The sequence below is a fragment of the uncultured Porphyromonas sp. genome, assembly GCF_938046015.1.
In the GTDB taxonomy this organism is placed as follows: domain Bacteria; phylum Bacteroidota; class Bacteroidia; order Bacteroidales; family Porphyromonadaceae; genus Porphyromonas.
Map to the genome: position 1 here is coordinate 1 of NZ_CALIXW010000011.1, position 15,617 is coordinate 15,617.

Below are 15,617 nucleotides of genomic sequence, written 5' to 3' on the forward strand. Positions count from 1 at the left end.
CATGCTCTATCCACTAAGCCACAAAGGTATAAAGAATTCCCCACGCGGCAGTACCCGGGGAGCGCTGAGCGCCTGTCGCTGCGGCTGGCTCCGAGGGCCGCTGGGTGGGGGGCGCCTCGTGGCTGGGCTTGCTTGGGCACAGCCCACGGGGAGTTGTCGGCTTTGCCGGGGGAAGCGATCAGCGCGTAGGGGGCGCCCTACTCGGTTGGTGTCGCTCAAGGGAGCGGGCAGAGTGGACGACGCTCAAGCCTAGGGGAGGCCGCCCGAGAGCCAGGCAAAGGCGAGCCCATAAAAGGAACGCGCGCCAGTACCGTCCTAGTCTCGCAGAGGGTATAGTCTAGGCGGAGGAAGTTCCGACCTAAGGGGGACGGAACTTTATTATATAAGTTCTTGGAAAAAGTAATATAACTTCTGGTGTGATATAATATAACTTTTGGCTGATTATTATATTATTTTCCCCGCATTATTATATTACTTTCTTCCCTCCTCCTATTGCTGAGGCTTCCCTCCTTATTATAATGGAGCTCCGTCCCACTAGAGGCTCGGGCTTCTGAGGCTGGGCGGTGCGCCTTGCCTCTATCCCAGCTCCACCCCCCAAACGAAGAGCGCCCAGCAGAGTCGATACACTCTGCTGGGCGCTCTCGTAGGGAGGGCCTCAGGGGCTTAGCTTACTTGAGGCGGTAGACGACGGGAAGCACGTAACGCGTGCGGACGACCTTACCCTGATGGCGTCCAGGTTCCCACTTGGGCATGGCACGGACTACGCGTAGAGCCTCCTTGTTGAGATCGGCAGAGATGCCTCTGGCGACCTTGGCGTGCGAGATCGATCCGTCGGCCTCGACGACGAAGCTGACCATGACGCGTCCCTGCTTACCTGCCTTGACGGCTGCCTCGGGGTAGCGAATGTTCTCCGCGAGGTACTTCATCATGGCGCTCATACCTCCAGGGAAGCCGGGCTCGGTGTCGACGACCTCGTAGATCTTTTGGTCTTCCTGCTGTAGATGGCTGGATGGCTGCTGACCCTGTGCGTCAGGGCTGAGGCCAGGGAGTGCCAGGAGGCAGAGGCCCAGGCCTAGGAAAAGAGCTTTCTTCATAGAGTTAGTGTAGCATTAAAGGGTTAATAACGAAAGCGACAGGATGCGTATAGCATCCTGTTACAAAAGTAGTATTTATTTCGTCATGATGTCCCCGAGGCTGTGCTTAGGCGGACTCTATGTTTCTTTCTCGAGGCGGGAGGCCTTAGTCTAGCCCTTCTTGAGTCTATCCTTCTCCCCGAAGAGCAAGAAGTCTAGGTAGGGATTGAACTTGAGGCAGTAGATGACGGCGAGCGTCGGGAGCAGCGTCACGAGGGCCCCTGCGAAGTAGAGGAGCAGCTCCAGCGGCAGGCGTGTCGCGGGCGCCAGAGCAGGGAGCAGCGTGTCTAGCGGAGGCAGGATGGGGATGAAGAAGTAGTGCACGAGGTAGATCGGCAGCGACCAGTTCCCGAGGAAGACGAAGGCCTTGCCGAGCCTGCTGCTGCCCTCCGTCATGAGGCCGAAGGTATAGACGAGGAAGGCGAAGAAGGAGAGGGCCATCAGGCGATCATTGTGCCACAGCCCGTAGGATAGGTAGGGCGTATCGTAGCTGTAGTAGCGCAGAATTCCTAAGCTGAACAGTAGTAGGACGAAGGAGATGCCCCCCGCTATATGGCTCTGCAGCTTGGGCAGCAGCTCGAGCCGCCCGATGAGAAAGCCGATGACCACGTAGGGATAGAGGCAGGCCATCGTCACCCGAAGGCGCTCTAGGTCTAGGGAGCATAAGCTGGAGCGATAGAGCGGTAGCTCCGTGAGGGTATAGCAGAGTGCGATCGTTGCCGCTCCGTGTAGGCCTAGCTCTAGCGCCTTGCTTGCCTTAGCGCCTAGACGCTCTACGATCTGATCAATCCCCCAGCGCTGTAGGAGAAAGACGAGGAAGTAGATGAAGAGGGCGGGGGTGAACCAATAGTGCGTCTCCAAGAGCTCCTTCGGGCTCAGGTCTATGGTGCCTCTATTCCATAGTGTCAAGAGGCCTAGGAATAGGAGGGCAGGAGTGATGAGGCGAATGGTCTTATCCTTGAGATATCGCCCCAGCTGAGGTAGCGTGCTGACGGGACGCTGCGAGAAGTAACCTGCGATGAGGAAGAAGAGCGGCATGTGCACGGCCTTGATGAAGGCCATGAAGTAGCTATACATGGGGTGCTCCGCCCGAGCGGCAAAGATATGAATGTGCCCCATGATGACCAGTAGGATGGCAAGGCCCTTGATAGCGTCTAGGTGGAGCAGGCGTTGCTTCATAGAGACCTAGGTATACAAGGACGCGAGCACTGGCGGCTAGCGTATGCCCCAGCGCTCGCGTCTGATGGTGAAGTATTAGTTGTAGGGAGTGTAGAGGCTAGAGCCCTGCGAGCAGCAGATCGAAGAGCTCAGCCCAAGAGGCTGCTGTCGGCTCGCCCTTACTGCGAACGGGGACGGGGTGGAGCTCGCGGGTGTCTCCCTCGAGCATCTCCTGCATCAGCTGCGAGAGACGTGTGGCATTCTCTGGCGGGAAGAAGGCCACAGCCTTAGCCCCCGAGGTCGTCTCGTGGGCAAAGGGCAGGTCGCTGACCAGCATAGGACGCTCGTAGCCCTTAAATTCGGAGAGGGGTAGCCCCCAGGTCTCGATACGTGAGGGGAAGACCATGCAGTCCGTGTCGGCATACTGCTGGCGTAGCTCCTCGCGGGAGAGGAAGCCACGGAAGACGATGCTCTCGCAGCTCCCCCAGCGCTCGTAGAGGCTCTCGGCGTACTTGTTCTCCTTGCCCGAGATGGTCAGCACGGTGCGGAAGCGTCCCTTCCCGACGCGCTTCTCCAGAAGCGCCGAGGCATGGCAAAGGGTCTCAAAGTTTTTATGCGCATCGGGCGTCGCCGCGTAGAGGAAGGTGTAGGGCGTCGCTTCGTCGTGCGTCACCCGATCCTGCAGCTCCAGTACTGGGGCGGCGGGTGGCGCTACGATGAAGCGCTCGGGAGCCACGCCGAGGAGCTTGCTCAGTCCCTCGCGTAGCCACTCCTGCTGTACGATGAGGTAGCGATTGTGATGCACGCGATAGCGGTACACCAGACGGGTGAAGAGGGCAAAGAGGGGGATCTTAGGGTCGTAGCGGAAATCTCGGAAGCGCCAGCGCATGAAGGGGAAGGAGGTCTGGCAGTAGACGGCCTGGCGGCGTGCCTTGATGCGTGGAGTAGTGTCGTGCATCGACAGCCATAGGTCCACGGGTGCGAGCTCCTCAGAGATCGGCAGTAGCTTGCGGTACTCGTAGCTTAGTCTGCTCCCCCAGCTAGAAATGGCCTCGGGGAGCTCGATGTAGCGGATGTTGGGATAATCACAAAGGTCTCGGCGGTGTACGAGGGCTATGATCTCGTCTCCGGTCTGAGCGCTGCGCTGGGAGAGGTACTCGAGGCACTGACGCAGGATGGTGAGGGTACCGCCCTTGCGTAGGCTGATAGCAGAGATGACGATGCGACTCATGATTTGTTAGGATTGCTTGGAATGGACGAGCTCGTCGAAGAGTGCTAACCAGCTCTTCATAATATGCTCTAGGTCGTAGCGCTTGGAGGCGATGCGTGCTGCAGCGCCCATACGCTGGCGCTCGGCTTCGCTATCCATGAGGCGACGTAGTGCTTGGATGAAGCCTGCGTGGTCACCGACCTCCAAGAGGTAGCCGTCGACACCATCAGTGATCACATCACGTGGACCACAGGGGCAGGCAAAGGCGACGGATGGGATACCCATTTGCTGGGCTTCGATGAGAACTAAGCCCATCCCTTCATATCGTGACGTCATCGCATAAATAGAGGAAGCGCGATAAAGGTCTTGCACTTGGTTCGTAGGGCGCATGAGCTCGATGTTCTTGAGCCCAAGACGCTCGACTTGCGCTGTGAGCTCGGGGCGTAGCTTACCATCCCCAGCGATTACAAGCCTCCAGTCTGGATACTCAGGTGCTAGCTTAGCCCACAGACCTATCAAGAGGTCAAAGTGCTTCTGGTCGTCGTAGCGTCCCATCGCCAGCAGCTGATGTGCCGTGCAGTCCGAAGGCCTATCCGAATAGAAAGGTAGGGGGTTGGGGATGACCCTAAGGTTGGGTAGCGCGCCCCATAAAGTAGCGTCCTCCTCAGTGAGTACAACAAAACGATCAAAAGGTCGAACGATACGCTCGTCCTTTTTCGCCCGCAGCTCATCAATGAGTCTCCATATGCCGCGACGAAGGTCCTTAAGGCCATTGTGCTTGGAGAAATGGAACTCTAGGATCTTATGGCTCCCGTCTTGTATAGAAGGGAGAAAGGATGCTTCTTCGTTGAACATCGATATGACGATGTCGGCCCTGAGCTGAAGCAGTAATTGCTCAAGGCGCTTACGGTGTAGGCTGTGCAGCTGGGGAAAGCGTACATATAATGCTAGCCTATTGAGTATCCCTGGTTTTTGATACTGCTCGTATGGGATCGCGAGATCGTAGCATACTATATTGGGGTGAAGCTCAAAGAATGGCTTACGCCCTTGCTGATTGAAGCTGATGATGACGATTTCATGACCAGCTTGAGCCAAATAGTTCGCCTTGCGGGAAAGGACTCGTTCCATGCCCCCTGAGTTGTATGTCCCCTGAATACAATAGACGATTTTCATATGCTGAGCAAAGAGTGGAGGGTGGTTAAGTTCCCTCGGGCGGTAAAATTAGTTTATGTGATAAGGTAAGTGAGGGTCGCAGCAACGAAGTCTACAGCTTGGCTCTGGTTAATTCTTCGAAGAGTGCTAACCAGCTCTTCATAATGTGCTCTAGGTCGTAGCGCTCGGAGGCGATGCGTGCTGCAGCGCCCATACGCTGGCGCTCGGCTTCGCTATCCATGAGGCGACGTAGTGCTTGGATGAAGCCTGCGTGGTCGCCGACCTCCAAGAGGTAGCCGTCGACACCATCAGTGATCACGTCACGTGGACCACAGGGGCAGGCAAAGGATACAATGGGTAGGCCCATCTGCTGGGCTTCGATCAATACCATGGGTAGCCCCTCGTAGCGTGAGGTCATCACGTAGGTAGAGGAGGCGCGATACAGCTCCTGCACCTGATGGGTCGGGCGCATGAGCTCGACGCTCTTGAGGCCAAGACACTTGACTTGAGCGGAGAGCTCGGGGCGCAGCTTCCCATCTCCCGCGATGACGAGGCGCCACTCAGGATACTCGGGCTCTAGCTGGGCCCAGAGATTGATCAAGAGGTCAAAGTGCTTCTGGTCGTCGTAGCGTCCCATCGCGAGCAGCTGACGCGCCTTGCAGTCCGAAGGGCTATCCGAATAGAAAGGTAGGGGGTTGGGGATGACCCTAAGGTTAGGTAGCGCGCCCCATGCTGCGGCATCCTCCTCGGTGAGCACGACGAAGCTGTCGAAGGGGCGTACGGTGCGCTCATCCCACTTCGTGCGCAGCCGGTCGATGAGGCGCCATAGTCCGCGGCGCCCGTACTGGAGGCGCTTGTACTTAGCGAAGTGGTACTCGAGGACCTTATGGCTGCCGTCCTGAATGCTGGGGAGGAAGGAGGCATCGTCACCAAACATGGAGATGACGATGTCGGCCTTGAGCTTCAGCAGCAGCTCCGTGAGGCGCTGGCGATGCAGGCGGTGCTTGCGTGGGTACTGGGTTAGCTTGCTCAGTAGTCCCGATCCATTGTTGGCATCGTAGTCAATCCCTAGGTCATAGGAGACGATACTCGGGTGGAGCTCAAAGAAAGGCTGGCGTCCACGCTGGTCGGTCGTGATGAAAATGAGCTCATGTCCCAGCTCTGCTAGGTAATTGGCCTTGCGTGCTAGGACACGCTCCATCCCCCCTGAGTTGCAAGTGGCGGGGATACAATAGACGATCTTCATGCGACAGAGGGCGCAATGCTATGAGAATGAATGTAGTCTTCGTCCTCAGGTGTAAGCCAGAGGAAGAAGGTGTAGATCATGAGGATATCCGTAGATACCTTGATCCAGATGATGAAGGTCATCGCCCCGAAGGCAAGGAACATCAAGCGATACTCAGGGTACTTCACCATGAAGCGGTAGGCGAGGAAGACGAACATCAAGGCGAACACGACGAAGCCCGTCAGTCCTGAGTAGAGGATGAGACGGCAGTAGCCGATGTCGGAGCCATAGACCCAGTTGTCGTACAGCCCGGTGCCGATGATCCAGCCGAAGTTATCCTTAGGCCATATCCACATCGTCTGGAGAATCTCGGAAGAGTTCGTGGTGAACTCACCCTTCTCCGCCAAGTTGAAGAAGCCCTCGAAGGCGAAGCGGAAGATCTCGTAGTAGTAAGGGTCGGTATTGTAGAGGTAGGCCCCCACACTAAAGCCAATGATGGCAAAGCCAATAAAAGCAGCTATGATGGGACCCATACGCCGTGTCTCAGTGCTAGCTCCTCCCATGCTGTATAGTGAGAGGATGAGTAGCCCAACGGCTGTCCCTGTAGAGGTGGTACGTGAGACCATACTCCCCAAGGCCGTGATGAGGAAGATTGAGAGGACAAGGAAGTAGAGTTCCCCAGGTCGCTCCTTGATCTCCTTGTCTACAGAGATCGCCGCCATGATCATAATGATAACCAAGGCAAAGCGTGCCCCAGCCGGGTCAAGAGCGGTGCTGAAGCCGTTGAGACGGTCGGACTCCTGTGTGAGCTTGGCATCCCAGGCGACGATCGAGCTGACGAATTCGTCGATAGAGGGGTTCTGGTCAATGAGTATCGCACTGATACACTGGAAGAGGGTAGCCCCAGTGAGGTAGAGCACGAGGAGCCTAAAGGACACTTTACCATGCTCTAGGCGGATCAGTGCTACTGCGGGGTAGGCACTGAAGACCCAGGTGAAGAAGGAGAAGAGGTAGTTGGCGTAGGAATAGTCGCTTGTGTTATTCAGGTCTACTGCGATTAGGTTGATGATCGAGTAGAGCAGAGCTAGGATCGCACTGCCTAGGAGAATGGGGGAGAAGGGAACCCCTTTCCTCGCTCTAAAGGTGTCGAAGAGATACCAAAGGAACCCGATCGCGGCTAGCTGTATCTTGGTATTCGGGATGGACGATCCAAATGCAAATTCGAAGGAATAGTACGAACCCGTAAGGACAACGCCAATGAGAAATACTCTAAGTGCCTTCCACATAGTGTCTGCTATAGATTATCGGTATAGGAGGGAGTAAAGTCCCTTGAGGACGACGCGGTAGTAGAGCCATACATACCAGTACTGACCGAGCCCAGCCATGCGCTGAAGGAGACGGGTGTGGATGCCGCCTCCCACGTGAGCTATAGCCTTGTTGGCCTCGGGGTAGAGCTGCTGCCAGCGATCGTAGTCATCACGGCGTCCGCTGACCAGTAGCGGCAGCTTCAGCTGGAGCTTGAGGAAGGCTAGGTCAGAGGCTGCCTCGTGGAGCTGATGCTGCTGGATGTAGTCCTCGAGAGACTGGAGATTGGCCCGCAGCTGCTTCCAGTGGAGCTCGCTATAGTGATTGGTCTGCTGCCCTTCGTTGCGTACATAGGCATAGAGGTGCTCTGGGATCATCTCTACACGCCCGGCCTTGAGGAAGAGCTTTCCCATGAGCCCTAGATCCTCACCCATGTTCATTCTGGGGATGAAGCGGAGCTCTCCTCCGTCCTCTTGGAGTAAGCTGCGGCGGAAGGCCCACAGCCATAGGTTCCACCTTAGGCTCCCATGGCAGAGCGCCTGCCAGGCCTCCTTGCCCGTAGTGACTGCTGCCTGGTACATGAGGCGCTTGCTCTGCCCCTGCTGAAGGATCCAGTTGCAGCCGATGAGATCTGCCCCCGTCTGCTCAATGCGCTGCTCGATGAGCTCTAGCGTCTGGGGAACGAATAGGTCATCTGCATCCAGCGCATAGATGTACTCCCCTCGGGCGGCGTCGATCCCGGTATTACGTGCTACAGCGACCCCGCCGTTCACCTCATGGCGCAGCAGCGTGACGGTGTAGCCACGGGCCTCTAGCTGTGGGCGTACCTCATTAAGAAGAGCCCAGCAGCCGTCGGGGCTACAGTCGTCGACGAAGACGAGCTGAGCCTGGCTGCGCGTCTGTGCTAGGAGCTGCTCGATACAGGCTGCGAGGGTGCTCTCAGCACGGTAGAGCGGGATGATGACCGAGAGTAAGGATGAGGACATACTGGTCTGTGTCAGCGGGTAGAACTAGAGGGGGCTTGGCTCATCTAGCGATCCTCTGCTGCCTGCTCGGTGGCGGGGGCAAAGGTAGCTCTAGGATAGCCCGTCCTAAGTAATTCGTTAGTAAAAGGTAAGACCTCCCTCAGGCCTGAGATATAGGGTGTATATCCGAGGCGAGAGGGAGGTCTCTATGACTATATCGGGAAGGTGCTCTGGTCGATCTAGATAGAAGTGCCGAGCATAGCCTGCCCGATCGGTCTTATTCAGCGATCTTCGTCAGTACCGAGCGGCTGCAACGAGGATCGTTGTAGTACATATTCCCTACGCCACCCAGAGCCTCACGCTTGAGCTGAGCTGCAGGTACGCCGAATTCATTGACGAGGCAGTCGTAGACGACCTGAGCACGCTTCTCAGCGAGGAACTCATTACGCTTAGCGCGACCCGTACCTCTGTCAGCATAGCCCTTGATCGAGTAGACCATCTTGGGGTTAGCCTTCAGGACGTCAGCCAGGAAGCCGAGGTTCACACGGTCCTTGTTCGTCAGGGTGTAGCGGTTGATGGTGAAGGTGATCAGCAGCGGCATAGCAGCTACGTTCTCGGCCGTGACCTTGCGGTTGAGGGCCTCTTCCAGCTGGCGCGTCAGCTCCTTGTTCTCGTTCTCGAGGTTGCCGATGCGGTTGCGTAGGCCCTGGAGGACGTTCTCATTGACACGGATGGTCGTCACCGTGCTGCGATCCCAGCCGCGACGGGGGAAGTTGTAGCTCAGACCGAGTGTGGCCGTCAGGAGACCTTCAGCCTGCTTCCCAGCGATGACTGTAGGGCGATTCTTCTGGGGGTCGATAGCGGCATCTTCCTGGTCGAAGTGCTCACCCGTATAGGTAGCACGGATGTCCAGATTGAGATCCCATGCGCTGCTGAGACGGAAGCGGTTCAGGATACCCCCACCACCAACGAGCTCGTTGGAGCGGCGTCCCGTGACGCTCGACTTGTTGAGACTCCCAGCGTATCCGACGCTAGCATAGGGGATGAAGGAGTAGAAGCGATCCTCGCGGTAGCCGCAGATCAGCTGCGACAGGTTGAGCATGACGTCAGCATGCGCGTGGATGTACTCCATCTCCGTCTCGTAGAGAGGATAGCCTACGTTGGCATGAGGGTATACCTTGAGAGGCTCCTTGATGAAGCCGCCGTAGTTCCCGTAGTTGGCGCTAGGATTGGCGAGCGAGTGGTTGTCCCAACCTGCTACACCCTTGATCTTGTAGCCGTTTGCCCCGAGACGAATCCCGATGCCAGGCGTGAACCACTTACCGAAGTTGACTTCGAAGTTAGGCGTCAGGCGATCGCCGAAGCGCATCTGCTTGTCGTGGTCCCCAAAATAAATCTGCGCTCCTACGCCAGCTCCGAGGAACCAGTTCGAGCCAAATCTATTCGTCTGGACGAGGTGACGATCGGTGGTCTTAGTCTCTACCGTGTAGACGGAGTCCGATACCATTTCCTGTGCCGATACAGCCTGGACGGAAAGGAGGCAAAGTGCTGCCGCAGTTAAAGTACTTCTTACCATACGTTGTGTAATTAGTAATTTCTATGAAAAGATAATATCCCGCATAAGGGGAGCTCCTAATGTGGAGCTACTTATGCTGACACAAAGATAATACTTTTCTCAAATTTATACACTCTCGGGGCTAGAGGCGTGTGTTCCTAGCGATAGATAAAATCTATGAGGTGACCTGCTGGCAAGAGAAATCAGCCTTAAGCTCTAAGTCTAAAGGCTAGTCTAGCAGGTGAGCTGCCGGGACTTGAGGGCTCGCGTGGACCAAGGGGGCAAAAGGGTAGTGTGAGGTGATGCTTAGCTCCGGGTGCTGCGAGGGTTATCCCTCAGTCAGCTGACTGCCGTCCCTCCAGCTCGTGACTGGCGCCCTTCAGCGCTCCCACTGATATCCCTCAGGAGCCCTGCTTGTAGGCGCTTACTCCAGCCGCTCCGAGCAGTGGGTATGCTAAGGGCAGAAGAGGGCTTACTTGCGGGTGAAGACGACGCCCTTCAGCTGGATATCGGCGAAGCTGGGATGCCCCCCGTTGGGGTTCGGCTGGGGATCGACGCTGGTGAAGTCGGCGTGGATCTCCTTGGTGGTGAGGCGGCCCTTGAAGCCCTTGAGGATGGTCACGCTCCCCATGGGGCTGATCTTGCTGTAGTCTTCGATGAAGATACTGTCACCCTCGATGCGGTAGTCGAGGTCCTCCTGCAGCGTCATCGGGGCGCCCGATGGGGCATAGGTGAAGTGGAGCTCCTCGGCGGAGGTGAAGCGGAGGCTGATCTGTCCCGTGCCCTCGGTCCATTCACTGCCAAGCAGGTGAAGACTGTCGGCTGCGGCTTGGGTCGCAGCCTGCTGCTCGTGGCTGGTCTGAGAGCAAGAGTTAAGGCCGAGGCCTCCGAGGAGGAGTAGTCCGAGTAGGCTAAGCGTAGTGCGCATAGTGTTTCTTCTTGATTTGTTCCTATTAAGTGGGACAAAGGAAAGGCGAATAGAGCTCGCTCGCAATCCCTAATAGTTGGTACTTTGGCTGTAGAGCTCCCTAGTCTCAGGTAGGCTCTGAGGTCAGTTCAAGCCCTGGAGAGGCGAAGCCGAGGCTTACGCTTAGATTTAGGAACAAAAAAAGCCGCCCCTACCCTCAGCTGAGGATAGGGGCGGCCTTCTTATAGGGTAGAGGCTACTGAGCGTCCTCCCCGAGGAGGATCTCAAGCACCTTGGCGGCGGAGTAAGCCACAGGCGTACCAGGGCCGAAGATAGCGGCAACGCCAGCGTTGTAGAGGAACTCGTAGTCCTGAGCAGGGATCACACCACCGGCGGTGATGAGGATGTCGGGACGGCCGAGCTTCTTCAGCTCCTCGATGACCTGAGGGATGAGCGTCTTGTGCCCTGCTGCGAGGGAGGAGACACCCATGACGTGTACGTCGTTCTCGACAGCCTGGCGGGCTGCTTCCTCTGGCGTCTGGAAGAGGGGACCCATGTCGACGTCGAAGCCGCAGTCAGCGTAGCCAGTAGCTACCACCTTAGCACCACGGTCGTGCCCGTCCTGACCCATCTTGGCGATCATGATACGAGGCTGACGCCCTTCCTTCTCGGCGAACTTCTTCGCCAGTTCTTTAGCACGTGCGAAGTCCTTGTCTTCGCCAGATTCTGATGAGTACACGCCTGAGATCGTACGGATGATAGCCTTGTAGCGACCGACGACCTTCTCGCAGGCGTCGGAGATCTCACCGAGCGAAGCGCGCAGCGCTGCAGCCTTGACGGCGAGGTCGAGGAGGTTGCCTTCCTTGGTCTCTACGCAGTGCGTGATGGCCTCGAGGGCAGCCTTGACAGCAGCCTCATCGCGGTTCTTGCGCAGCTCGTTGAGGCGCTCGATCTGCTGGAGGCGTACAGCCGTATTGTCGATCTCGAGGATGTCGATAGGATCTTCCTTCTCGAGACGATACTTATTGATCCCGACGATGACCTGCTGGCGGGAGTCGATACGAGCCTGCGTGCGGGCTGCAGCCTCCTCGATACGCATCTTCGGTAGACCCGTCTCGATAGCCTTAGCCATACCGCCCATGCTCTCGACTTCCTTGATGTGCTCCCAGGCCTTGTGCATGAGCTCGTTGGTCAGGCTCTCCACGTAGTAGGAGCCAGCCCATGGGTCGATCTCCTTACAGATCATCGTTTCCTCCTGGATGTAGATCTGGGTGTTACGAGCGATACGAGCGGAGAAGTCCGTAGGCAGAGCGATCGCTTCGTCCAGGGCGTTGGTGTGGAGCGACTGCGTGTGCCCAAGGGCAGCACCCATGGCCTCGATACAGGTACGACCGACGTTGTTGAAGGGGTCCTGCTCGGTGAGTGACCAGCCAGAGGTCTGGCTGTGGGTACGCAGCGCGAGGCTCTTGGGGTTCTCGGGGTTGAACTGCTTGACGATCTTGGACCAGAGGCAGCGTGCAGCACGCATCTTGGCGATCTCCATGAAGTGGTTCATACCGATGGCCCAGAAGAAGGACAGACGTGGGGCGAACTTGTCCACGGGGATACCAGCGGCGATCCCTGCCTTGAGGTACTCGAGCCCGTCAGCCAGCGTGTAAGCCATCTCGATATCCGCCGTAGCACCGGCCTCCTGCATGTGGTAGCCGGAGATGGAGATCGAGTTGAACTTAGGCATGTTCTGCGACGTGTACTCGAAGATGTCGGCGATGATACGCATCGAGAATTCGGGTGGGTAGATGTAGGTGTTACGCACCATGAACTCCTTGAGGATATCGTTCTGGATCGTCCCAGCCATCTCATCGAGCTTAGCGCCCTGCTCGAGCCCAGCGTTGATGTAGAAGGCCATGACGGGCAGCACGGCGCCGTTCATCGTCATCGAGACGGACATCTTGTTGAGGGGGATCCCGTCGAAGAGTACCTTCATATCCTCCAGCGAGCAGATGGATACCCCAGCCTTACCGACGTCACCGACGACACGCGAGTGGTCGGCGTCATAGCCACGGTGGGTCGCAAGGTCAAAGGCTACGGACAGCCCCTTCTGACCTGCGGCGAGGTTACGACGGTAGAAGGCATTGGACTCCTCGGCCGTCGAGAAGCCAGCGTACTGACGGATCGTCCAGGGACGCATCGCGTACATACCGCTATAGGGGCCACGGAGGTAGGGGGGCAGACCAGAGGCGTAGTCCAGGTGCTCCATGCCCTCGAGGTCGTGGGCCGTATAGACGGGCTTGACGAGGATCTGCTCGGCCGTACGCCATACGGCGTCGTTGCTCTGCTTCGCAGCCCACTCCACGGGGCAGGTCTGTGCGAAGCCCGCAGACTTGATATCAATGTTCTTGAATTGTGGTTTCATTTCTTTCGTCCTTCCCTATTAGTTAATACCCAGCTTGTGGTTGAACTGGCGGAGCGTCTCTAGGACGTTGCTCTTGACGTTGATGAAGTGCTCGATGCCTACTGCCTTGAGGTCATCCATGCAGGCGGGGGCACCAGCTACGACGAACTCTGCGCGACCTGCGAGGTACTTGTAGGCCTCGGGCGCGAACTCGGCGTACTCATCATCGCTCGAGCAGAGGACGACGATGGAGGCGCCTGCTGCGAGTGCTGCGTCTACGCCCTCCTGGACGGTAGTAAAGCCGAGGTTGTCCTGGACCTTGTAGCCAGCGCAGGCGAAGAAGTTACTGGAGAACTGCGAGCGAGCCAGGCGCATGGCTAGGTTCCCGATCGTCAGCATGAAGACCTTGATCTCCTTGCCGCTGCGCTCGGTAGCCAGGCGCAGTGCCTCGAACTCGGAGGCGCCGCGGTCGAAGTTCAGCGCCTCGATGGTGGCCGTACCGCAGCCACAGCTGTGAGCGGCGGGAGCTACGGCGGGGAGCTTCTGCGCTGCCGTCTCGGTAAAGTTGGGGAACTGGTTCGTCCCGAGGAAGATCTCCTTACGTGCAGCTACAGCGGCATGACGCTTAGCGTTGCTGGCGTTGACGGCCTTCTGCACTTCGCCTGCCTCAGCAGCTACGGCGAAGCCGCCTTCCTCCTCTACGGAGAGGAAGAGCTTCCAGGCCTCGTCGGCGATCGAGTTCGTCAGGTGCTCTACGTAGTACGAGCCTGCAGCGGGGTCGATGACCTTGTCGAAGTGACATTCCTCCTTGAGAAGCAGTTGCTGGTTGCGTGCGATACGCTCGGAGAAGCTGTCGGACTCCTGATAGGTGACGTCGAAGGGCTGTACCGTGATGGAGTCTACACCGCCCAGCGAAGCCGACATAGCCTCGGTCTGCGTGCGGAGCAGGTTGACGTGTGCGTCGTAGATGGTCTTGTTCCAGGTGGAGGTGACGGCCTGCATGTGGATCTTGGCCGCCTCGCCCTTGTACTGGTCGCCGTAGGCGCCGACGATCTCGGCCCAGAGCCAGCGTGCTGCGCGGAACTTAGCCAGCTCCATGAAGTAGTTGGATCCGACGCCGAAGACGAACTTGATGCGGCTCGTCAGCTCCTCGATCGAGAAGCCGCGCTCGGTGAGCTTGTCGATGAGCTCAGCACCGATGGAGAGGGCGTAGCCCAGCTCCTGGTAGATATAGGCACCAGCGTTGTTGAGGCTGAGGGCGTTGACCGTCAGCACGCGGTAGCCGGGGAGGGGACGGATAGCCTCGAGGATCCTCGCTGCAGCGTCTGCCCACTGGGGGTTGGAGATACCCTTGACGAGCTGCTTCTTGAAGGGGTCGAAGTTGATCGAGCCCTTGCACTGCTTGACATCCGCTCCTGTGCTAGCGAAGTAAGCAGCGAGCTCGCCAGCCAGCTGGCTAGCTACAGAGATGCAGCAGGAGAAGTTCAGCTCGATCGCCTCGGGCATGATGCCCTTGAGCAGGACGCTGAGCGTCTCCTTGTTTACCTGGTCGCGCTGTAGCTTGAAGCCCAGGGAGGTCACACCCTTGTTGAGGATGTCGAGCGCCTTGGCATTAGCCTCACCGGCGTCGTGTACCGTGATGTCCTGACGCACGAGCCACTCATTATCCATACGCGTGGAGCGTACGTAGGGGTACTCACCAGGCATTACCTTGGGGGTGGAGAGGCCTTCGATGTCCTCGCGGCGGTAGAAGGGGTTCACGTTAAACCCTTCGTTGGTACGCCAAACGAGCTTGCGGTCGAAGTCTGCTCCCTTCAAGTCGGCTACGATCTTGTCCTTCCATTCCTGTGTGCTAATGGCAGGGAATTCGCTTAGTAACCGTTCTTTGTCAGTTGCCATAATAGTTCAATTTAGTGAATTGATTATTTATATCCACAAAGGTAACGTAAAAGGATGAAACATCCTCATGCCCCTGCCAGCCCAGCTACCGGGGTCTACCTACCAGGGGAATAAAAGGAATGTTCGCCGACCGTCCTCCATGCCTGGAGGCTGATCAGCGAACATTCCTTTTTGCTATTCTGTGGAGTCTTGGGCCGCACTTGTCGCGGTGCAGCTGCTCCCTCTGTCGCCTCCTCCAGGGAGGGCTATACATGCGTCCCTACCTTATATATAGGGTTGCGGTGAGGCGCTCGGCCTCGGGCTCTGGCGACCTACTGCTCTTCAGCCTGGTGGAGCTGCTTGACGTAGATGGCCTTCTCCATCTTCTTGCGTCGAGCCACCGAAGGCTTGATGAAGGCCTGACGTGCACGCAGGGCGCGCATCGTACCCGTCTTCTCAAACTTTCTCTTGAAGCGTCTCAGAGCTCTTTCGATGTTTTCGCCCTCTTTTACTGGAACTACGATCATAATTCTTTTAGCTTATCTTGTTGTTATAGTTTATTCTTGCGTGGTCAAAGTACACTCTTATTGGTGCGCAAATTTACGAAGACTTTGCCTAATAAGCAAATAGCAGGCTCTGCGCGCGCTCACGCCCTGCGTTCCCTTTGCCGTGACCATAGGGGCAAGGGCGCTAGCTAGCCCGCTAGACTACGCTCGGGCAAGTGTGTGGGGCCTTAG

At 57.3% G+C, this 15,617-nt stretch carries 12 protein-coding genes; all 12 read right to left on the reverse strand.

The features are described 5' to 3' along the window. Positions 1 to 668 precede the first annotated feature (668 nt). The gene (locus tag Q0248_RS01310; RefSeq protein ID WP_299318805.1) at positions 669 to 1,094 is read right to left on the reverse strand and encodes an energy transducer TonB; all 426 of its coding nucleotides are present in this window, start codon (positions 1,092 to 1,094) and stop codon (positions 669 to 671) included. 150 nt (positions 1,095 to 1,244) lie between these two features. Further along, a complete protein-coding gene (locus Q0248_RS01315; protein WP_299318807.1) occupies positions 1,245 to 2,312 on the reverse strand; it encodes an acyltransferase in 1,068 nt (355 codons plus the stop codon). 97 nt (positions 2,313 to 2,409) lie between these two features. Further along, positions 2,410 to 3,522, reverse strand: a complete 1,113-nt coding sequence (locus Q0248_RS01320) for a glycosyltransferase family 1 protein (protein WP_299318809.1) — start codon at positions 3,520 to 3,522, stop codon at positions 2,410 to 2,412. A gap of 6 nt (positions 3,523 to 3,528) precedes the next feature. Then, positions 3,529 to 4,674 (reverse strand): glycosyltransferase family 4 protein, encoded by a 1,146-nt coding sequence (locus Q0248_RS01325; RefSeq protein WP_363316753.1) that lies wholly within the window; start codon positions 4,672 to 4,674, stop codon positions 3,529 to 3,531. Between the two features lie 91 nt (positions 4,675 to 4,765). Beyond that, positions 4,766 to 5,899 (reverse strand): glycosyltransferase family 4 protein, encoded by a 1,134-nt coding sequence (locus Q0248_RS01330; RefSeq protein ID WP_299318811.1) that lies wholly within the window; start codon positions 5,897 to 5,899, stop codon positions 4,766 to 4,768. Then, on the reverse strand, positions 5,896 to 7,164 hold the full coding sequence (locus tag Q0248_RS01335; protein ID WP_299318814.1) for a hypothetical protein: 1,269 nt from the start codon (positions 7,162 to 7,164) through the stop codon (positions 5,896 to 5,898). Before Q0248_RS01335 ends, Q0248_RS01330 begins: the two co-directional genes overlap by 4 nt. Before the next feature lie 15 nt (positions 7,165 to 7,179). Beyond that, positions 7,180 to 8,169: a glycosyltransferase family 2 protein gene (locus Q0248_RS01340; RefSeq protein WP_299318815.1), complete on the reverse strand. Its 990-nt coding sequence runs from the start codon at positions 8,167 to 8,169 to the stop codon at positions 7,180 to 7,182. Between the two features lie 256 nt (positions 8,170 to 8,425). Continuing rightward, complete coding sequence (locus Q0248_RS01345) at positions 8,426 to 9,724, reverse strand: OmpA family protein (RefSeq protein ID WP_299318818.1); 1,299 nt, start codon at positions 9,722 to 9,724, stop codon at positions 8,426 to 8,428. A 451-nt stretch (positions 9,725 to 10,175) separates the two neighbouring features. Then, on the reverse strand, positions 10,176 to 10,631 hold the full coding sequence (locus tag Q0248_RS01350; RefSeq protein WP_299318819.1) for a hypothetical protein: 456 nt from the start codon (positions 10,629 to 10,631) through the stop codon (positions 10,176 to 10,178). 235 nt (positions 10,632 to 10,866) lie between these two features. Next, complete coding sequence (scpA, locus tag Q0248_RS01355; RefSeq protein WP_299318821.1) at positions 10,867 to 13,023, reverse strand: methylmalonyl-CoA mutase; 2,157 nt, start codon at positions 13,021 to 13,023, stop codon at positions 10,867 to 10,869. 18 nt (positions 13,024 to 13,041) lie between these two features. Further along, the gene (gene mutA, locus Q0248_RS01360) at positions 13,042 to 14,901 is read right to left on the reverse strand and encodes a methylmalonyl-CoA mutase small subunit (protein ID WP_299318824.1); all 1,860 of its coding nucleotides are present in this window, start codon (positions 14,899 to 14,901) and stop codon (positions 13,042 to 13,044) included. A 311-nt stretch (positions 14,902 to 15,212) separates the two neighbouring features. Next, the gene (gene rpsU / locus Q0248_RS01365) at positions 15,213 to 15,407 is read right to left on the reverse strand and encodes a 30S ribosomal protein S21 (protein WP_211788838.1); all 195 of its coding nucleotides are present in this window, start codon (positions 15,405 to 15,407) and stop codon (positions 15,213 to 15,215) included. Between the last annotated feature and the right edge of the window lie 210 nt (positions 15,408 to 15,617).

Bases quoted from the DNA above. Each gene is read 5' to 3' on its own strand.
- Q0248_RS01310 (WP_299318805.1), bottom strand. From the start codon at position 1,094: ATGAAGAAAGCTCTTTTCCTAGGCCTGGGCCTCTGCCTCCTGGCACTC.
- Q0248_RS01315 (WP_299318807.1), bottom strand. From the start codon at position 2,312: ATGAAGCAACGCCTGCTCCACCTAGACGCTATCAAGGGCCTTGCCATC.
- Q0248_RS01320 (WP_299318809.1), bottom strand. From the start codon at position 3,522: ATGAGTCGCATCGTCATCTCTGCTATCAGCCTACGCAAGGGCGGTACC.
- Q0248_RS01325 (WP_363316753.1), bottom strand. From the start codon at position 4,674: ATGAAAATCGTCTATTGTATTCAGGGGACATACAACTCAGGGGGCATG.
- Q0248_RS01330 (WP_299318811.1), bottom strand. From the start codon at position 5,899: ATGAAGATCGTCTATTGTATCCCCGCCACTTGCAACTCAGGGGGGATG.
- Q0248_RS01335 (WP_299318814.1), bottom strand. From the start codon at position 7,164: ATGTGGAAGGCACTTAGAGTATTTCTCATTGGCGTTGTCCTTACGGGT.
- Q0248_RS01340 (WP_299318815.1), bottom strand. From the start codon at position 8,169: ATGTCCTCATCCTTACTCTCGGTCATCATCCCGCTCTACCGTGCTGAG.
- Q0248_RS01345 (WP_299318818.1), bottom strand. From the start codon at position 9,724: ATGGTAAGAAGTACTTTAACTGCGGCAGCACTTTGCCTCCTTTCCGTC.
- Q0248_RS01350 (WP_299318819.1), bottom strand. From the start codon at position 10,631: ATGCGCACTACGCTTAGCCTACTCGGACTACTCCTCCTCGGAGGCCTC.
- scpA (WP_299318821.1), bottom strand. From the start codon at position 13,023: ATGAAACCACAATTCAAGAACATTGATATCAAGTCTGCGGGCTTCGCA.
- mutA (WP_299318824.1), bottom strand. From the start codon at position 14,901: ATGGCAACTGACAAAGAACGGTTACTAAGCGAATTCCCTGCCATTAGC.
- rpsU (WP_211788838.1), bottom strand. From the start codon at position 15,407: ATGATCGTAGTTCCAGTAAAAGAGGGCGAAAACATCGAAAGAGCTCTG.